Genomic DNA, 18556 nt, shown 5'->3' with positions numbered 1-18556 from the left:
GATGCCCCAGATGGGCCAGAAGCGCTACGCGGCCTGACAGCCGACGAGGTTCTCGACGTCCACTTTGCTGCGGTGGAGTGGCTGCGAATGGCACCTGATCCACAAGTGCGCGCATATGCCGAACGACTGCGCGAGGTGGGGGAGGTTATTCTTCGGCGTGAAACCAACGAAGTCGGGCGAAGCCGTAATATTGGTCAAATACTTGGCATTGTGCCCGTCGGGCCGGGCGGCTTGTCGCCCGGGTATGCTATCGCCATCCGCCAACGGAATGCGCTGCTACGGCAGGCCAGAAAGGCCCATTCTGAATGGCGCGCGATGACAGACCGTCAGGCGGCGCGGGCAATGCTCGCTGCGCTTTCGTGGTATCAGTCGGGTGGATGGCATCTCGACAGAAGCCGACCTACTGCACCTGCCGGTGACACGGTGCGGGCTTGTTTCTGTCGCATTTTCCGCTTGGAGGTAGCGGTCCCCGGATCGGTTGAACGCATGGTCACAATCCTGTCCGAGTGACCGGATCGCCCAGCCGCCAAATTTGATGCGGCAGCGGATTTGGCGGCGGGCGGAATATATGGGTATTGCGTCACAATGAGGCCTGCCATGAGCGACCCCTTCCAAAAATTCGCCACCATCGCGCAGGGCGGCAATGCCACGCCGCCCGCGCCGCAGGTCGAGGTCCGGCCCTCGACGATGAGAGTTGAGGGCGTCACGGTAACTTCCGACCGAATTACCGCACTCGACCGCATCGCCCGGCAGACCGCCGCCATTCGCGCGGGCCTTGCAGATCAGTTGGCCGACATGCGCGCCAAGCGCGATGACGCCCGCCAGCGCGCCGGGCACTTGCGGGGCCGGATATCACAAGACCCCCGCGCAGGATCAGCCGCGCCCCAACTCGCCGAGCTTGATGCCGAGATCGCGATGATCGCCTCGCGAATTTCCGAAACCGAAAGCGAGCTTGGCGAGGCCGCCTCAGCCGCCGCTATCGCCCGGTCAAATTTGAAGGCCGGTCTGAGCTTCGCCCGCGACCATGGCCTTGCGATTCCGGCAGGCGTCGATGGGGGCCGGGCATGATCCGCGACATCCTGAAAAGCTTCACGAAACAGCGCACCGCGATGGCTGCCGGATATGATGCCCTCGATCACGTCCGTGCCGAAATCGCCGAGAAAGTTCGGGAAATCGAGGTCCTGCGCAGCGCGCCGCGCCCGGTTGCGGAAGCCTTGTCGCTTTTCGATGCGTGGGCGGACGAGGCCGCGACCGCAGCAATCGACCGCCTCCCGATCCATCGTCTGCTGGACAGTCGGAACCCAGCTCCCAGCCTTGAAACTGAAATCTTGCGGATGCCGGGCGAGATCACGCCGAACACCCGACCCGATGTCGAGATGCTTGTCGGTATTTTGTTCTTCGTGGGGCGCGATAGGCTGCGCGAGGTGATCGCCGGGCAACTCGGGGACCTCGTGGCGGGCCGCGAAGCCCTGAAATCCGATGAACGAGCCGAGCGGATCAGCGCCGCGCAGGCCGAGCTCTTGCATCTTCATCTCGTCGAGGAGCAACTCGTGCGCCAAATGCAGGAATCTGGGCTTTCCGTTTCGCGCCGGGCCGACGCGCCCGCGATTGCGCTGCTGGCCGACGACGCTAGCTTACCCGGTTGATCAAGATTGGGGCGCAGCGCTTTGCTTCAGCGTCACGGGCAGGCGGGCCGCTCCTCCCGTCATGCCTTGCGCCCCGACCACGCCCGCCAGCCTCCCGCGACAGGGGCGGTGCGGGCAGGTGGGGCGGTGCGATCAACACCGCCCCACCACCACAGGGCCACGGAGAGAGTGCAGGAGGGACGCTGAGCGTGGCCTGTGGTGTGCAGCGGGCACGCAGCAGGCGCGCTCCGAGGCCAGCCCAGAGGGGCAGGCGAGGGCGCCACCCGTTTAGGGACCCTACCAAGGCACCCCCCAGAGGCGGCGGTAAACCGGCCCCGGTTCTGGCCGTTTTCCGCATCCTGAAATTTCAATTTTGCTTGTGAAACGCCATGACCGTCCCCCAAATCCACACCCCTGACCCGCGAACCCGTCGAACCAATTTGCAAGACGCGCAGGCTACGCATCGCCCGGCCCGGCCCGACCTTGTCCGGCACCTCATGGGCCGCGCCGCCGCCGCGATCAGCCCGACCATCGCCAACCCGACCACAGAGGACGACGCATGACGCCCGAGGAAATCAAAGCCGAAGCCCATCGCCGCGCGGCGCGCATGGATGGCCTGAACGTCGTTCAGCGCCGTGCCGCCGTCGCACGGATCGAGGGGGAGATTCGGGCCGAGGCCGCAGCCGCCGCAGAGGCCGCCGCGAAGGCGCAGGCCAGCGCCGAGGCGCTTGGCGAGCGGAAACGCATCGCGTCCGTGGTCGCAGTCGGGACCACCATGGGCCGCGCCAATGCGGCCCTTCGGCTGGCTCTGGCCGGGCCTGTGGACGCGGAGGCAGCCCGCGCGGTCTTGGCGACTTTGCCAATTGACCCGGCTGGCCCCGTTGCCGCACTTCCCGCAACGGCCCACTTCGGTTCGGAAGCGCAGCAGGCCGAGCGCGCCCGCATCCACGCGATCCTGAACTGCGAGGAGGCCAAGGGCCGCGACCGCACGGCGCTCGCTCTTGCGCTCGACACCAGCGTGGACCTAGCGACCGCCGCCGTGGCGCTGGAAGGAGTGCCTAAGGCAGAAACCCGAACTTACCCAAGTCTTGCCGAACGATCAGCGGAGGCAGGCGACTTCGGGCACCAGCCGGTGTTGCAGGGCAAAGCCGCTTCCGAGGACGTCTGGGCGAAAGCCATCGCTGCAACAACCCCACGTGTCGGGGCATTTGCGTCTGGCGGGCCTGCCGGGCCAGTTGCGGTTGGTCTCGGAGGTGATGCGTCTGCGCGGTCTGCGGAATTGGCGGCTCAAGCTCGCCGATGGGCGGATGAGGAGCGCGGCCATTTTGGGGGCGCGTGATGGCGGGGAAGCGTCAGGATGATCCGCCAGAACTTGATGGCGCCCATGCCCCGCTGGCAGACGTCGCGCGCCTCCTCGGAATTCATCCTGAGCGTCTTCGGCAATTGCAGCGCGGCGGCTACATTTCTCGGGGGAAGAAGCGTGGCTTTGTTTCCGTCATTTCGGCGGTTTCTGGATATTGTCGGTTCCTTCGGGAGGACAGCGCAACAGGGACAGAACCGACCCCTGCCGCGCGATCCCATGCGGCGAAGGCGGCGCTCGTCAGCGCGGCCACTGCCCGGCGACGCGATATTCTTACTGAGCAGGGCGCCGCAATCGAGGCGGTCGAAACCATCGCAGCCGCCGCAGCCCGCCGCCTCCGGGCAGCGCGTCTTTCGTCGGACCTTCCGCACGCCGCCGCCGCCACGTTCAAACACGAGCTTGCCGCGTCGCTGGAGCGGATCAACATCGCGAGATTGACAGCTCTCGATGCGATCAAGACGGGCGATTTCAGTAGAATAGACGGCCATGATCGCCATGATCGCTAAGATTCAGAACCACCCTGTGCTGCGGATGCGCATTGCCGTGGCAACCGCGAAACAGCTATTTCCGGGAACGCCACCGGGGCTGTTTTTTGACGAGGCGCCATTTGATGGGCGCGGGCGTTTCATGTCGGTCGGGCAAGCATTCAGGATCGCGCTTGCATTTCACCTACCGCGCCGCGAGGCCGCAAAGTCTGCCCGGCGTTCTCGGTTCACCAGCGCCCGATACCGTGCCGCGCGGGCTGCCCGATTGCCCCTCGCGGTCGATTACGTTGCCCAGATCGTGGCCGCCGAGTTCGCCCACCTTGCCACCGTTGCAGGCGAACTGGGCGGCGACAAAGATGTGGCGAGGCTTCATGCCGCCGCCTCTGGGATCGCCGGTCAAGCGGAAAGAGGCCGCGCCCAGCTGGTGGCGCAGTTGGAGAAGCTGGGGGCTGTCCATGGCTGAGCAGACCTTGTTGACCGTGGAAGCCTTCTGCCGCCTCGTCGGTGCCGCGCCGGGGGAGATTGACGACCTTATCACGCGCGGCGTTCTGCACAAGCCGCAACCGGGCCAGATTGGCCTTGTGGCAGGCGTTGGGGCTTACATAGCCGACGTCAAGGCACGCGCCCGCGACGCCACGCTGTCGCAGGCGGCCACCGCCGCCCGCAACGCCCGTGCTGAGGCATCTGAACTCGCATTGGCCGTTGCGCACCGGGAACTGATCCCAGACGAGGAAGCCGAGACCGCCGTGGATTTCCTGTGCGCGGTCATCACCCGCGAACTCACTGGCCTTCCGGCCCGCGCGACCCGCGACCTCCGCAGCCGCGCCGCGATGGAGGCGGCGCTTCGGGCCGCTATGACCGATCTTGCAGGCGATCTTTCAGACGCGTGACGAGAGCCAAAAGGCGATCATGACAGGTAGATCTGCCGCTGGATCTCAAAGAACGCTTTCCGAATAGTGGCGATCTCCCCAAGCGCGAGTTTTGCATCAGCCAAGGTTCCATAGCGCGCAGTCAGCAGTCCTCCCAGCTTGCTGGTCGCCAATTCTGTTTCGCCGCCCGATTCATATGCGCTTAGCACGCCCAGGAGGAAATCCCGCATCTTGATGTCGGCATCGCCCAGCCCTTGCTCCCGCACGGCTTCCGCCCGATCAGTCCGGGTTTTTGGTTCAGTCGAGAATCTGATGTAGGCCAGCACGTCGAACAGATCGCTATTCGGGGCATCAACAAGACGGCGCATCTCTGCGAGCTTTTCGGGGTCATAGCCTTGCTGTTCAAGAACAGCCACAAAGCGTTCGCGGCTCTCTGGATTGCTCCATTCTCGGCGCAGATCATCCTCGCTGGCAATCATCTTGGACAGATCGCCAAACAGCCGATCTAGAAATTGCTGGGCCGACATTGGCTTGCCATCCGGCCCCCAATAGGTCGTCGCCGCAAGGTAGCGAATTGCCCGCTCCTTGCCATCTGCCAGCCGGATAATCAGCTTGGGCTTTCCCTCACCTTCACCTCCATCACCGCCCCCCTCCGGCGGCTCCGGCTCGTCTGTTGGCTCAGCCTTCGGACCCGGCGGGCGAGGAGGTTCCCCTTCTGGCGGAAGCGGCTCGCCATCCCATTCGGGGTCATTGAAGTTTTCATGCGCTTTCACAAAGTCGTAGATCGTGAAGTAATCCTTGCCGTCATAGGTGCGGGTGCCCCGGCCAATGATCTGCTTAAACTCGATCATTGACCTCACAGGGCGCATCAGCACGATATTGCGGACATTGCGCGCATCCACCCCGGTGGAGAGCTTTTGCGAGGTGGTCAGGATCGTCGGGATCGTCTTGTCGTTGTCCTGAAAATCCCGCAAGTGCAGTTCACCCAGCTTCCCGTCTTCTGCCGTCACGCGCTGGCAATAGTTCGGGCTGGGGTTCGCCTTTACCTGATTGATGTAATCGCGGATGCGCAACGCATGTTCCTGTGTCGCGCAAAACACCAGTGTCTTTTGCCGCTGGTCTATCTGCGCCATAAACTCGGCCACGCGGCTGCGCTCACGCTCCTCGATCACGATACGGGTGTTGAAATCCGCCTCTGTATAGCGGTCTTTCTCGATCTCGCCCGCGATGATTTCATCCGTCCCATCCCAGACATATTCATCCAGCGTGCTGGCCATCTGCCGCACCTTGAAGGGGGTCAGGAAGCCATCCTCAATCCCCTCGCGCAGGGAGTACACATAGACCGGCTCGCCGAAATAGGCGTAGGTGTCGGCGTTGTGTTTGCGGCGGGGCGTGGCCGTCAGGCCAAGCTGCACGGCGGGGGCGAAGTAATCCATGATCCCGCGCCAGTTGCCTTCGTCATTCGCGCCGCCCCGGTGGCATTCGTCGATGATGATGAAATCGAAGAAATCCGGCGGATAGGCCTCATAGCTTGGCTTGCCACCGCCAGTCATGCCCCCCTCTGTCATGAAGGTCTGGAAGATGGTGAAGAAGATGCTGGCGTTTTTCGGTACGCCGCCTTTCTTGCGGATCGTGTCGGGGTCAATCCGCGCCACGGCATCAGACGGGAAGGCCGAGAAGGAGTTATACGCCTGATCGGCCAGAATGTTGCGATCTGCCAGAAACAGGACGCGCGGGCGGCGGGTCGGTTCGCCCGAAAGGTTCCAGCGGGCGTGGAACAGCTTCCATGCGATCTGGAACGCGATAGAGGTTTTGCCGGTGCCCGTTGCCAGCGTCAGCAGGATGCGCTTGTCGCCCTTGCCCACGGCCTCCAGCACGGCATTGATGGCGTTGTGCTGGTAATAGCGAAGCTCCCACTTGCCGCCCGCCACCTCGAACGGCACCGCGCCAAAGCGCATCCGCCAGAGGTTCGCATCGCCAAAGCAACGATCCCAAAGCTTGTCGGGCGTCGGGAAGGGCTGCACGTCGCCTTCTGCCCCCGTCGCCATATCGGCCTCGTACCAGCCGAGGCCATTGGTGGCATAGGCGAGGCGGGCTTTCAGGCGGGTGGCATAGTCCCTGGCTTGGGCAAGGCCGGTGGTGTGGGGAAGGCCCGCCCGCTTGGCCTCGATCACCGCCAATTTCTGGTCGCGGTAGATCAGGACGTAATCGGCGCTCAGGCGATCCCCGCGCTTGCCCCCCGGCAGGATGCGACCGGGGCAGATCACCTCGCGCCGTACGCGTGCCCCCGGAACCGTGGTCCAGCCTGAGGCCGCCAAAACCGGATCAATCCGGTTGGCGCGGGTGTCGGATTCGGTCTCGTTCTCAAGCATGGGGCGAGCTTAGGTCAGGTCAGTTCGCCTGAGAAGGCTTTTTGCAGGAGGGATTGGCGGAGAGTGTCAATCAATCGTAGCTTAGTTTGAAGGGCTGCCTCCATCTCTGTTTTTGCCTCTAAGACTTCCTCAATTCGAGCAACAATATCCCGCTGTTCGTTTTCATCTTTTGGGTACGAAATAGTGACTTCACGAATTTCCTTAAGGTGGAGGTTGGGAACTCCGGAACCCTTTAGCCGACCATTAAACTGCTGTTTTGCGGCGGCCGAATTGATAAAATGAAGCAAGAGTTCGGGAAGCAAACCAGCCTTTGCCCGAAGCAGTGCCAAACTGACATAAATGTCAAAGCTTATATCTCGATCAACTATCGCGCCAACACCGGTGGTCCCGTTCTTCGCCAAGAGAACATCTCCCCGTCTAGGAGACACCCGCCTTTGCATCTCTACATGCTGGCTGTCGTCAATGAACTTAACATTCTCCCAGTCTATCCGACCGCTAGTCACGTTGCGAGAGGACAGAAAAACATGTCCAGATTCGAAGTATTTTGGAGTCTGGTGCGTTCCATCAGTTATTTTCTCACAAACTTCGGAAAGCATATGTGTTGCCCAAGTCGGTGATGGCTGCGAGAAGAAAGAACTGCGCATCTGATTGAACAACTCCCGCGCGTCTGCGAGGTTGGCTTCGGTGTTGGCGCGGGCGCGGGAGAGTCCCTCGAAGGCTTCATCCAGAAAAGCAACTATCCGTTTCTGTTCGTCCAGCGGTGGGAGGGGGATAGGCAGTGCCTTATAAGCTCCAAAGTCGAGGTTGCGGATACCAGTTGAGTTGGACTGAATCTTTTCGGTCACACCCGATACATACCACCAGTTCAAAGCGTGGAGCAAAAACCGGTAGTGAAGCTGAGAAGGATCGTTCACGCGAATGGCGCTCGTAAAGTTGCTGAACGAGTAGCCATCATCTGCAAGTTCAAAGGCAACAACTCGACCCACAGCTTGCTTGGGCCCGCCGCCAGACTTCTCAATGACGATGTCGCCAAATTGAAGTTGCCGCTTCTCCAGTTGTCGTTCTTCAACTTCGATTTCGGCAATATCGTCGAAGGAAAGCACCCCGTGAGGGCGGAAGTTCGTGTTGCGAATAACCTTGGCAGTTGTGAACGGCCCCTTCTTACCAGTCCACAGGCCATTAAAGAAGGAAGCTACGCCCTCCAGCGGAACCAGCCGCCACCCAGCCTTCACAGCAGCCCCCTGATCCGCTCAAAGATTTCCGACGTCTCGGCATCGCGGGCAAGGATCGCGTCGATGATCTCTTCCGGGCTGCACAGCGCCTCGGCTTCTGGCGCGTTGGGGTTCTTCACCGACAGATCAAAGGTCGCCGCGTCCACATCGGCCATGTCCACGACCCAAGACTTCGGCCCCGTCACGAATCCGCGCTGCAACGCCACAAACTCGGCCATGTCGTCATCGTTCAGCGGGTTCGTCTTGCCCATGCTGCGGCCCGGATCAAGCTGGTAGTACCAGATGCGCCGCGTGGGTTCGCCCTTCTGGAAGAATAGCACCACCGTCTTGACCCCGGCCCCCTGAAACGTGCCCTGCGGGCAATCAAGGATGGTGTGCAGATTACACGCCTCCAGCAGTTCGCGCCGCAGGGCCACGCTGGCATTGTCGGTGTTGCTCAGGAAGGTGTTCTTGATGACCACCGCCGCGCGCCCCCCGGCCCGCAGCTTGCGGATGAAGTGTTGCAGGAACAGGTATGCCGTCTCACCCGACTTGATGGGGAAGTTCTGCTGCACCTCCCGTCGCTCGCCACCGCCAAAGGGCGGATTGGCAAGGATGATGTCGTGGCGGTCCTTCTCCTGTATGTCCATCACGTTTTCATTCAGCGTGTTGGCGTGGACGATGTTCGGGGCCTCGATCCCATGCAGGACCATGTTCATGATCCCGATGACATAGGCGAGCGACTTCTTTTCCTGCCCATAGAAGGTTCGGCGTTGCAGCGTCTCGTAATCGGTGGCCGACATATCGGGGCGGCGCAGGTGGTCATAGGCCTCGCACAGGAAGCCCGCCGAACCTACCGCGCCATCATAGATCGTCTCGCCGATCTGCGGGTTCACCACCCTGGTCATCGCGCGGATCAGCGGGCGGGGCGTGTAATATTCGCCGCCGTTGCGCCCGGCATTGCCCATGCGGCGGATGCGGGTTTCGTAAAGCGATGACAGTTCGTGCTTGTCGTCCTGCGTCTTGAATTGCAGGCCATCTACGATTTCCAGCACATCGCGCAGGATATAGCCTGAGCGGAACTTGGAACGCAGTTCGGTGAACACCTCGCCGATCTTGTATTCGATGGTATCCGGCCCCGTGGCGCGATCATGGAACAGCGACAGATGGGGGAACAATTCCTGATCGACAAAGCGCACCAGATCATCGCCCGTCATGGCGGCGTTGTGGTCAAAGACGCCATTGAGCTTTGGGGCCGCCCAGCGATCCCAGCGGAAGCGCCCGTCGATGATCGGGGCGTAATCCAGCCCCTCCAACTCAGCACGGTCGCGGCGATCAGATTCCAGATCGTGCAGGTATTTCAGGAAGAGCAACCAAGAGGTTTGCTCAACATAGTCCAGCTCATTGCTGATACCTTCTTCGGCGCGAAGGGCCTTTTCGATGGCGTTGAAGGCATTTTCATACATGAAGGCGCACCCGGATCGTTTCGCCTTTCCTAGCCATGGATGCACTGACGTTGCAAGACGTTCGTTGCAAGACGTTGCAGGCTGCGCGGAATGGCGGTCTGTCACTCGGGGCCGCGCCCGTCATCCACCATCCCCGAGGGTATGCGGCAGGCGCGCATCAACACCTTGGCCCGCATCCCACCATCGAACCGCTACGCATATTGCTCATGAAATGACGGCCACAGAATGTCAGCGCCCATAGGGGGATCGCGGAGATAGGGAGTTTCGAGGAGCTTGAAGGGGGCTAACTTCGCATCTGCTGAGTCGAAAGAGGCGACGGCAGGCGCCGAAAACGCTGCTGAAAGCGGTATAACCGCGTTGCAATTCGGAACTTCGTGGTTGGCTAGCCGATGGGGTAGCACAATCACCAAGTTCAGTATTTTTTAGTGAAATCAACAGCTTGCGAGGATGATTGGAGCGGGTGAAGGGAATCGAACCCTCGTCATCAGCTTGGGAAGCTGCGGCTCTACCATTGAGCTACACCCGCATGCCGTCTGATTTAGGGGAAAGCCGGGGCAGGGTCAAGCGGTGCAGGCGCAAAATCCTGCACCGCTTGCTGCATACCGGCCGGGGGGCTTTGGCCGATATGCAGGACAGGTGATCCGCTTACATGGCGGGCAGCAGGACCGAGTCGATGACGTGGATCACGCCGTTCGATTGCTTCACATCGGCGATGGTCACGGTGGCCACGCGCTCCTGACCATCCTTGATCTGGATCTTGTCGCCATCCTTCATCGCGGTGAATTCGCAGCCGCCCACGGTTTTCACCGGGTGCATGCCCTTGTCATCGGCGATCATCTTGTCGATGGCAGCCGACATCGCCTCTGCGGCGACGACATGGCAGGTGAGGATCTTCACCAGCTGATCCTTGTTTTCCGGCTTCAGCAGGGTGTCCACAGTGCCAGCGGGCAGGGCCTCGAAGGCGGCATTGGTGGGGGCGAAGACGGTGAAGGGGCCTTTGCCCGACAGGGTTTCCACCAGACCGGCGGCCTGCACGGCGGCCACGAGCGTGGTGTGATCCTTCGAGTTCACGGCATTCTCGACAATGTTCTTGTCCTCGAACATCGGCGCGCCACCGACTTCGGGGTTGGCGGCGAAAGCGGCGGTGGTGGTCAGCGCGAAAGCGGTGGCGAGTGCGAAGGCTTTCATGGTGGTTCTCCCTATGATCCGCCGGGCCGTTCCCGACTGGATTGCAAGGGATACGGCGGGGCCGGGCGGATGGATTGCCCGGCACACGCGCCTGTGATGTTTCGTGATCGCGCGCAGCGATCAGCGGCGGCGGCGGCGGCCCTCGCCGCTGTTGAGGTTGTAATTCGCCTCGGGCAGGGTCACCACGCCGGACAGATGCGGGAAGGCATCGGTGGCGTGGGGAATGGCATTCGCATTCACGAAATGCTCCTGGAAGCGCGGCTCGATGGCGGTTTCGATCTTGTGGATGTCATGCACCGTGGCCTCGATCGCGTCGCGGGCGGCCCGGTTCAGCAGGGCGATGCGGGCGCCGGTGCCTGCGGCATTGCCCGCGCTGGTCACCTTGTCCAGCGGCGCATCGGGGATCATGCCCAGAACCATGGCGTGTTTCGGGCTGATATGGGCGCCAAAGGCACCGGCCAGCGTCACGCGGTCCACCGTCTCCACGCCCATTTCATCCATCAGCAGGCGCGCCCCGGCATAAAGCGCCGATTTCGCCAGTTGAATGGCGCGGATGTCGCCCTGCGTGACCCGGATCACCGGCCCGCCGGTGGCGCTGCCATCATGCAGCAGATAGGCATGGGTGCGGCCCTCGGGCTGGCTGCGCGCGGTGCCAACCTGATCGGCCGACCCGATCAGGCCCGAAGGATCGACGATCCCGGCCATGCGCATCTCGGCCACGGCCTCGATGATGCCCGAGCCGCAAATGCCGGTGATGCCCGAGCCCTTGATCGCCGCCTCAAAGCCCGGATCATCCGACCACAGGTCCGACCCGATCACCCGGAAGCGGGGTTCCTTGGTCACCGGGTCGATCTCGACCCGCTCGATGGCGCCGGGGGCGGCGCGCTGGCCCGAACTGATCTGCGCGCCCTCGAAGGCCGGGCCGGTGGGGCTGGAGCAAGCCAGCACGCGGGTCTTGTTGCCCAGAAGGATCTCGGCATTGGTGCCGACATCGACGATCAGCACCATGTCCTCCGACTTGCCCGGCTCTTCCGACAGCGCCACGGCGGCGGCATCGGCGCCGACATGGCCCGCGATGCAGGGCAGCACATAGACCTGCGCGGCGGGGCTGACATGGCTGAGGTTCAGATCGCGGGCGGGCAGGGCCATACTGCCGCTGGTGGCCAGGGCAAAGGGGGCCTGACCCAGCTCGACCGGATCAATCCCCAGCAGAAGGTGGTGCATCACCGGGTTGCAGACAAAGACGATCTCATAGATTTCCGCCTGTGCGATGCCCGCCTCGGTCGCGATGCTGGCGGCCAGCGCGTCGATGGCCTCGCGCACGGCGCGGGTCATCTCCACATCGCCGCCGGGGTTCATCATCGCATAGGACACCCGGCTCATCAGGTCTTCGCCAAAGCGGATTTGCGGGTTCATCAACCCGCTGGAGGCCAGCACCTTGCCATCGCGCAGGTCGCACAGATGCGCGGCGATGGTGGTAGAGCCGAGGTCGATGGCCAGGCCATAAAGCCCGCCCTCGTGGAAGCCCGGCCAGATGTCGAGAATGCGCGCCGCCTGATCGTGGTTGCCCCTGTGCAGCGCCACGGTGATCTTCCATTCGCCCTTGCGCAGCACGGGTTGCAAGCGCCGCAGGATCGACAGATCGGCGGTCACCTCACCCACGCCCCATTGATCTGCCAGCGCGCGTTTCACGCGTTCAAAATCGCCGGTGGGTTCGTGCATGTCGGGTTCGGCCACCTCGATGAACAAGGCGCGGGTGGCCGGGTCCATCGCGATCACGCGTTCGGTGGCGGATTTGCGGATCACCTGCTTATGCACCTGGCTTTCCGGCGGCACGTCGATGACCACATCGCCCATCACCTTGGCCTGACAGCCCAAGCGGCGCCCGTCGATCATGCCGCGCTTGGATTTGTACCGCTCCTCGACCGCGTTCCATTCGGTCAGCGCCTCGTCATCGACATTAATGCCGAATTTCGGAAACTCGCCATAGCCCGGCGTGATCTGGCATTTCGAGCAGATGCCCCGCCCGCCGCAGACCGAATCCAGATCGACGCCAAGCGCCCGCGCCGCCTGCAAGACCGGCGTGCCAAGCGCGAAACGCCCGCGCTTGCCCGAGGGGGTAAAGATCACCAGCGCCTCTTCAGCAGTGGTCTGCGGGGCCTCTTTGGGCTGGGTGGCGGGGGTCATGGCTGCCTCACGTCTGCGGCTCCCGGCTGGGGCGCGAATTCATAGTGGATCTGGTCAAAACTGTCGCAGGCAAAGGTATAGAACCAGCGCAGGGGGGCGGCCACCTCGGGCACGCCATGCAGCGCATTGCCGGGCACGAAAAGCGCGATGCCGGGCGCAAGCCGGTGCGGCTGGCCGTCGATCATCACGATTCCCTCGCCCTCCAGACCGAAATAGACCTCGGGCTGGGCATGGCGGTGCAGCGCGAAATGATCGCCTGCCTGCATCATGGCAATGCCGCAAACCAGACTGTTCGACCCTGTGACATCACCCGAATGCAGTGTTTTCCAGCGCAGGGTGCCCCGTGCCGGATCGTCCCAACCATGGTCGGGCAGGTTGCTTGCGTCAACCGAGAGGGCGTGCCGCATGGGGGAGCCTTTGGTTTGCCTGTCCTGTTGCGCTCTTTCTAGGCTGCGGCGCCGCAGGCGCAATGCCTGTTCGCGGCATTTATCGCCCGGGAAGCGGCGTGGCCACCGTCAAAGGAACACATCCTGCAACAGAATGGCATCGCCATCGGCCAGGATCAGCAGCGTTCCGGCCTCGACCTCGCGCAGGCGCAGGCTGCCCGGCAGGTCTTCGAGGTCGAGGCTGCGGGTGCCCAGCAGCAGGTGATCCTCGCCCAGCGTGAAATCGCGGATCACCGAGCGCGTGTCGGGCCCGCCGCCTGCGCCCAGAAAGACAAAGCTGTCGGCGCCGCTGCCGCCGCGCAGGTCCTGTCCGGCGGCACGGATATTGGCAAAGAGCATGTCGTCACCGGCGCCACCGCGCAGCACGCACCGCTCGGCCCCGCTGTTCAGATGGTCATCGCCCTCGCCGCCAAACAGCCAGTCGCGCCCGGTTTCGGCCCGCAGCCGGTCATCGCCCGCGCCGCCCAGCAACCGGTCCTGGCCCGCGCCGCCCTGCAAGATGTCCTGCCCGTCGTCGCCGCGCAGCACATCCCGCCCTGCGCCCCCCACCAGCACATCATGTCCCGTGCCACCGCGCAGCAGGTCATTGCCCGTGCCGCCTTGCAGCGTGTCGCTGCCCGCGTCGCCCAGCAGGCGGTCATGGCCATTCTCGCCCGCCAGCCATTCGGCCCGGGCGCTGCCGATCACCGTATCGGCGCCATCGCCCGCCGCCGCCCGCACCTGCGCCCCGGCAAAGACCTGGCCATCCATATCCTCCCAGCCCGCCGCGATCAGATCGGCCCCGGCGCTGCCATCCACCCGCGAGGTGATGCCTGCGAATACCAGCCCCGCAGCGCTGAAATGCCCTGCGGCATCCAGCAGCGTGGTGGTGCTGCCATCGGCATGGGTGATCACCAGATCATCCATCGCGCTGCCATTCACCGCCGCCCGGCTGATCCGGCCCGCAAGATCGGACCATTCGCTATAGCCCCGGCCCAGATACAGCCGGTCGCCCCCGGCCTGATCGAAATCGGTGATCAGGTCCTGGCCCGCGCTGGCGTCGATGCGATCGGCCCCGGAGCCGCCCTCCAGCGTGTCGCTGCCCGACCCGCCGCGCAAGAGATCCGCGCCACGCCCGCCGAACAGCAGGTCATCCCCGCCATTCCCGGCCAGACGGTCGCCGCCATCCTGACCGAACAGGAAATCCTCGGCCTCGGCGCCCTGCATGTCATCCCGCCCGGTGCCGCCGTACAGAAAGTTGTTGGCCGCCGCCGCCCCGCGCAGCGTGTCATTGCCGCCATGGCCAAAGCCGAAGCCCGCCTGCCGCACTGCATCCATGGCATAGCCGCCATCATAGTCTTCGTTGCGCAGCTGCGCCTCGCGCAGGGTCAGCGCCACCTGCTCGTCGCCCGCATGGTCGGCGGGCGCATCATCCAGCGAAAAGGCGTTGAGGGCAAAGGCAAGGCTGTGCTGGTGCAGATAGCGCAAATCGCCATCGCCATCGACCGCGACAAGGCTGGAGGCCCCGGCCTCGGCCCCCGAAAACCAGCCGGTGCCAATACCCTTGTCAGCGAACCATTCCTGCATCCGCGAGAGCCATTGCGTCGGCACCGTCTCGCCCGAGAAATCGTTGATCGCATCGCCCGCAAGGCTGGTTTCGGTCAACAGGATGTCATCGTCGCCCAAGGGGGCATAGGCCCGTTCCAGCGCGGCGATATAGGTTGCGGCGTCGCTCACCGTGTCATCGGCGAACCAGCCGGGGTAAAGATGGGCGGCCCAGACCAGATCCTCGCCGATGGCTGCGCGCAGGAAATCCAGCGCCGACTGGTGGCCGACCTGTTCTTCGGCCAGATCGTCGAATTGCGCCGAATAGCCCCAGCCGCCCACCAGAATGCGCCCCTCGGCCCGGTCTTGCACCAGCGCCGCCAGTTCGGCCATGTGGCGGGCGTAAAGCTCGACCATCTGGGCCTCGACCGCGCCTTTGGTGCCTTGCGCCGCCAGCACCACCGCGCGCTCATAGGCGGCGGGTTCATTGGCCAGCTCGAAGCCCCAGGTGGCGGCGGCAACCTCGGGGTGTGCCTCCAGCCAGTCCATCATCTGCCCCCACGCGGCGAGGGCGCGGGGCTGCACATCCTCGGCCAGCGCGGCGGCGATCTCGGCACTGCTGAGGCTGCGATCATCGCCCAGCCGTTGCTGCCCGCCATCGGCATGGGTGAAGACCAGCTGAAAGCCCTCGGCGGCGGCGGCGGCGAGAAAGCGTTCATATTGCGGGTGCAGCGCGCCTGTTTCGTCAAAGGCATAGGCATTGAAGGAAAGGCGCAGCGTGGTCACCCCCGGCAGCGCCGCGCGCAGGCCGGCGGCAAAGCCCTCCGGGTTGCCATCCATGCCCAAGGGCAGGATCTGCTCGCCGCCCTGCCACATGTAATAACGCGCATCGGCGGCGATATTGGCCTCATAAGTGCCATTTGCCCGGTCCTCCGCTGCGGCCAGCTCGGCCGAGCAAAGGATATGGATCATGTTCACGCCACCCAGATCGCTCATGGTCAAATACCCGCCTTCGCAATGCCGCAGAGGCGGCCACATAGGCGTTTCTGCGGGCAAGGGGTGGTGGGAATGAGAAGGCATGACGGCAGAAATGTGCCGCTTGCCTCAATTCCATGAACAATTGCCGGTCTGGGGCGAAACAACGGCCCGATCCGCGCGGTTCGACTGGGCAAGGGTCTGAAATGCGAAACGCCCGCCTTGCGGGCGGGCGTCTGGCTTGCGGGTCGGAAGGATCAGCCGCGACCGCGGCGCCCGCCACGGCGACCGCCCGCCGATTGGGTGGCGGCAGCCGAGGCTTCGGCGAAGGTGGCGCCTTGCTCCACCGCCTCGATCACCTTGGAGAAGCGGATCCATTCGCCGCCATTGGCATCGTGGTTCATCAGGAAGTTGGCGGCGCGGATCGCCTCCATCTCCACCTGACGGACCGGGTTCATGATGGCGCTGGTCATGCCCGCGCCGATGGCCATGGGCAGGAAGGCCGCGTTGATGCCATGGCGATGCGGCAGGCCGAAGGAGATGTTCGAGGCGCCGCAAGTGGTGTTCACGCCCAGCTCCTCGCGCAGGCGGCGCACCAGTGCGAACACCTGCTGCCCGGCCGAGGCCATCGCGCCCACCGGCATCACCAGCGGGTCCACCACGATGTCATGCGCCGGGATGCCGAAATCGGCGGCGCGCTCCACGATCTTTTTCGCCACGGCGAAACGGACATCCGGATCGGGCGAAATGCCGGTGTCGTCGTTCGAGATCGCCACGACCGGCACATTGTATTTCTTGACCAGCGGCAGCACCAGTTCCAGCCGCTCTTCCTCGCCCGTCACCGAGTTCAGCAGCGGGCGGCCCTCGCAGGCCATCAGACCGGCTTCCAGCGCGCCCGGAACCGAGCTGTCGATGCACAGCGGCACGTCGACGGTTTGCTGGATGATCTCGATCAGCGCCTTCATCAGCGGCGGCTCGACAAAGTTGTTGTCGGCATAGCGCGGATCTTCGGCCATCTTGTTGGTGAAAACGGCGCCCGAGTTCACGTCCAGCACGGTTGCGCCGCAGGCCACCTGCTCCAGCGCGTCCTTGATGACGGTGTCGTAATTGCCCATCTCCAGCTCGGCCGCCAGCTTTTTGCGGCCCGTCGGGTTGATGCGCTCGCCGATCACGCAGAAGGGCTCGTCAAAGCCGATGACAACGGTTTTGGTCTTGGATTCGATAACGGTCCGGGTCACGGGTCTTGGTCCTTATGCTTGAGCGGCGGGCACGCCAGCGGCGCCGCCATGGTCGGTGGCCCATTGGGCATTGGTCTTGATGCCACCCAGCGGGAAGAAATGCACCGATTCAATGCCGAAATCCGGATTTTTCGCCTTATGGGCGGCCAGGTCGGTGATGAATTCGGTGGGTTCATAGGGCAAGAGCAGCTTGGTCACATCCATGGCGCGCTTTTGCAGCACGCGCAGCGAGGGGCCAACGCCGCAGGCAATGGCGAATTTGATCATGGTTTGCAGCTTGGCCGGGCCTGCCACACCGATATGCACCGGGATCGAGACGCCCGCCGCATTGATCTTGTTCACCCAGTCGATCACCGGGCCGGATTCAAAGCAGAACTGGGTCGCGATCGCCATTTTCGCATCCGAGCGATTGGCGAAATCCTGCTTCCATTTCAGGGCCTTCATCCCGATGGCATCGCCACCGTCCTTGTCGATGTCCTTGTTGCCCTCGGGGTGGCCTGCCACATGCAGGCGCTCGAACCCGTCAAACAGGCCGGTCTCGATCAGCTGCATCGAGCTGTCATATTCGCCCGCCGGGGTGTTTACGCCCCCCCCCAGCAGCAGCGCCTGTTTCACGCCCGCCTCGGATTTGTAGCGGTTGATCCAGTCGGCCAGCGTGGCGCGATCCTTGATGATGCGGGCCGGGAAATGCGGCATCACGTCAAAGCCTTCGCCCGCGATGCGCTTGGCGGTGCCCACCATATCCTCGATGGGCGTGCCCTCGATATGGGCGATATAGACGCGGGTGCCTTTCGGCAGGATGGCGCGGAAATCCTCGACCTTCTCGGCGGTGCGCGGCATCACCTCCATCGAGAAGCCGGGGAGGAAGGCCTCCACCTCGGCAGGGCTGCCTGCGGCGGGGGCGGTATCACGACGGAAGTTGAACAGCGCCATGCGCGTCATCCTGTAGCTATGGGGCAGGGGCTCACGCCCGGCCCTCGGCATCAATCAGCGCCTTGAGGCGCGCGGTGTCGAATTCGGTTTCCAGCCGCGCGGCCTCGGCTTGCGCCACGGCCTCGGGTTCGCCTTCCACCTCATAGGGGGGGGCCTTGCGCCATTCCGCCAGATAGGCGTCGGCATCCTTGGCACCGATCTTCATGGCGCAGCGGTCGATCGCCTGTTCAAAGCGTTCGGTCAGCTGCACCTTGGCGCCGCGCCGCCCCTTGCCCACAATGACCTGGGCCGGGATGTCGCGCCAATAGACGATGGTCACCTCTGGCATCGGTTGATTCCCCCTCGATATGTTCCGTTCTATGCCCGCATGCGACGCGCCCGGTGTCGGTTTTCGACATGTCCCGCGCGAGTTGCGACGTGCCGTTGATATGATGATCCGGACCGGGACGGGAGGGGGCATGGGTGGAAAAACATTCATCTTCTGCATGAGTTTTTCGCAACATCGAAGATTTGGCAAAGGCCATCGCCTTTGCCATGCGATGCGGGGGCCGCCAGATGCCGGTGGCCCAAAGGCCGCCGGCCAGCGCCCGCCCCGCCATCGGCGGGCGCTTCGCACCCGCCGGGGCAGGCACTGGCCTCCGTCATTCGGGGGGAACCGATTTGCGGGGCAATGGCGC

General features: G+C 63.6%; 17 protein-coding genes and 1 tRNA gene. 7 read left to right on the top strand and 11 right to left on the bottom strand.

Annotated features, from left to right (window positions below; translation table 11 throughout):
- From JNN06_RS16600 to JNN06_RS16570, 7 genes are all read left to right on the top strand, one after another.
- A partial coding sequence (locus JNN06_RS16600) for a hypothetical protein (protein ID WP_291240703.1) occupies nucleotides 1–510 on the top strand: 510 nt, incomplete at its 5' end.
- 87 nt (nucleotides 511–597) lie between these two features.
- Nucleotides 598–1068, top strand: coding sequence for a hypothetical protein (locus JNN06_RS16595; RefSeq protein WP_291240702.1), 471 nt, complete (start codon nucleotides 598–600; stop codon nucleotides 1066–1068).
- The gene (locus JNN06_RS16590) at nucleotides 1065–1646 is read left to right on the top strand and encodes a hypothetical protein (protein WP_291240701.1); all 582 of its coding nucleotides are present in this window, start codon (nucleotides 1065–1067) and stop codon (nucleotides 1644–1646) included. The genes JNN06_RS16595 and JNN06_RS16590 overlap by 4 nt, the downstream gene beginning before the upstream one ends.
- Before the next feature lie 538 nt (nucleotides 1647–2184).
- Nucleotides 2185–2964, top strand: coding sequence for a hypothetical protein (locus JNN06_RS16585; RefSeq protein ID WP_291240700.1), 780 nt, complete (start codon nucleotides 2185–2187; stop codon nucleotides 2962–2964).
- Nucleotides 2964–3491, top strand: a complete 528-nt coding sequence (locus JNN06_RS16580) for a hypothetical protein (protein ID WP_291240699.1) — start codon at nucleotides 2964–2966, stop codon at nucleotides 3489–3491. Before JNN06_RS16585 ends, JNN06_RS16580 begins: the two co-directional genes overlap by 1 nt.
- Complete coding sequence (locus tag JNN06_RS16575) at nucleotides 3472–3933, top strand: hypothetical protein (RefSeq protein WP_291240698.1); 462 nt, start codon at nucleotides 3472–3474, stop codon at nucleotides 3931–3933. Before JNN06_RS16580 ends, JNN06_RS16575 begins: the two co-directional genes overlap by 20 nt.
- Complete coding sequence (locus tag JNN06_RS16570) at nucleotides 3926–4360, top strand: hypothetical protein (protein WP_291240697.1); 435 nt, start codon at nucleotides 3926–3928, stop codon at nucleotides 4358–4360. Before JNN06_RS16575 ends, JNN06_RS16570 begins: the two co-directional genes overlap by 8 nt.
- A 17-nt stretch (nucleotides 4361–4377) precedes the next feature.
- Here the strand turns inward: JNN06_RS16570 and hsdR are convergent, their stop codons facing one another.
- From hsdR to JNN06_RS16515, 11 genes are all read right to left on the bottom strand, one after another.
- Nucleotides 4378–6711, bottom strand: a complete 2334-nt coding sequence (gene hsdR, locus JNN06_RS16565; protein WP_366812993.1) for an EcoAI/FtnUII family type I restriction enzme subunit R — start codon at nucleotides 6709–6711, stop codon at nucleotides 4378–4380.
- 14 nt (nucleotides 6712–6725) lie between these two features.
- Entirely contained in the window at nucleotides 6726–7943 is a 1218-nt protein-coding gene (locus JNN06_RS16560) for a restriction endonuclease subunit S (protein WP_291240696.1), read from the bottom strand.
- Nucleotides 7940–9388, bottom strand: a complete 1449-nt coding sequence (locus tag JNN06_RS16555; RefSeq protein WP_291240695.1) for an N-6 DNA methylase — start codon at nucleotides 9386–9388, stop codon at nucleotides 7940–7942. Before JNN06_RS16555 ends, JNN06_RS16560 begins: the two co-directional genes overlap by 4 nt.
- A gap of 452 nt (nucleotides 9389–9840) precedes the next feature.
- Nucleotides 9841–9914: transfer RNA gene (locus JNN06_RS16550), tRNA-Gly, on the bottom strand.
- 119 nt (nucleotides 9915–10033) lie between these two features.
- Complete coding sequence (locus JNN06_RS16545; RefSeq protein WP_291240694.1) at nucleotides 10034–10576, bottom strand: fasciclin domain-containing protein; 543 nt, start codon at nucleotides 10574–10576, stop codon at nucleotides 10034–10036.
- 120 nt (nucleotides 10577–10696) lie between these two features.
- The gene (locus JNN06_RS16540) at nucleotides 10697–12763 is read right to left on the bottom strand and encodes an ASKHA domain-containing protein (RefSeq protein ID WP_291240693.1); all 2067 of its coding nucleotides are present in this window, start codon (nucleotides 12761–12763) and stop codon (nucleotides 10697–10699) included.
- Complete coding sequence (locus tag JNN06_RS16535) at nucleotides 12760–13170, bottom strand: cupin domain-containing protein (RefSeq protein WP_291240692.1); 411 nt, start codon at nucleotides 13168–13170, stop codon at nucleotides 12760–12762. Before JNN06_RS16535 ends, JNN06_RS16540 begins: the two co-directional genes overlap by 4 nt.
- Before the next feature lie 108 nt (nucleotides 13171–13278).
- Entirely contained in the window at nucleotides 13279–15729 is a 2451-nt protein-coding gene (locus JNN06_RS16530) for a calcium-binding protein (protein ID WP_291240691.1), read from the bottom strand.
- Between the two features lie 236 nt (nucleotides 15730–15965).
- On the bottom strand, nucleotides 15966–16946 hold the full coding sequence (locus JNN06_RS16525; protein WP_291240690.1) for a methyltetrahydrofolate cobalamin methyltransferase: 981 nt from the start codon (nucleotides 16944–16946) through the stop codon (nucleotides 15966–15968).
- A gap of 12 nt (nucleotides 16947–16958) precedes the next feature.
- On the bottom strand, nucleotides 16959–17879 hold the full coding sequence (locus JNN06_RS16520) for a methylenetetrahydrofolate reductase (protein ID WP_291240689.1): 921 nt from the start codon (nucleotides 17877–17879) through the stop codon (nucleotides 16959–16961).
- A gap of 31 nt (nucleotides 17880–17910) precedes the next feature.
- Nucleotides 17911–18207, bottom strand: a complete 297-nt coding sequence (locus tag JNN06_RS16515) for a virulence factor (protein WP_291240688.1) — start codon at nucleotides 18205–18207, stop codon at nucleotides 17911–17913.
- Nucleotides 18208–18556 lie beyond the last annotated feature (349 nt).

Source organism: Gemmobacter sp. (assembly GCF_016792925.1).
GTDB lineage: Bacteria > Pseudomonadota > Alphaproteobacteria > Rhodobacterales > Rhodobacteraceae > Gemmobacter.
Note: the sequence above shows the minus strand (reverse complement) of the source record. Positions and strands in the feature narration are given on the sequence as shown.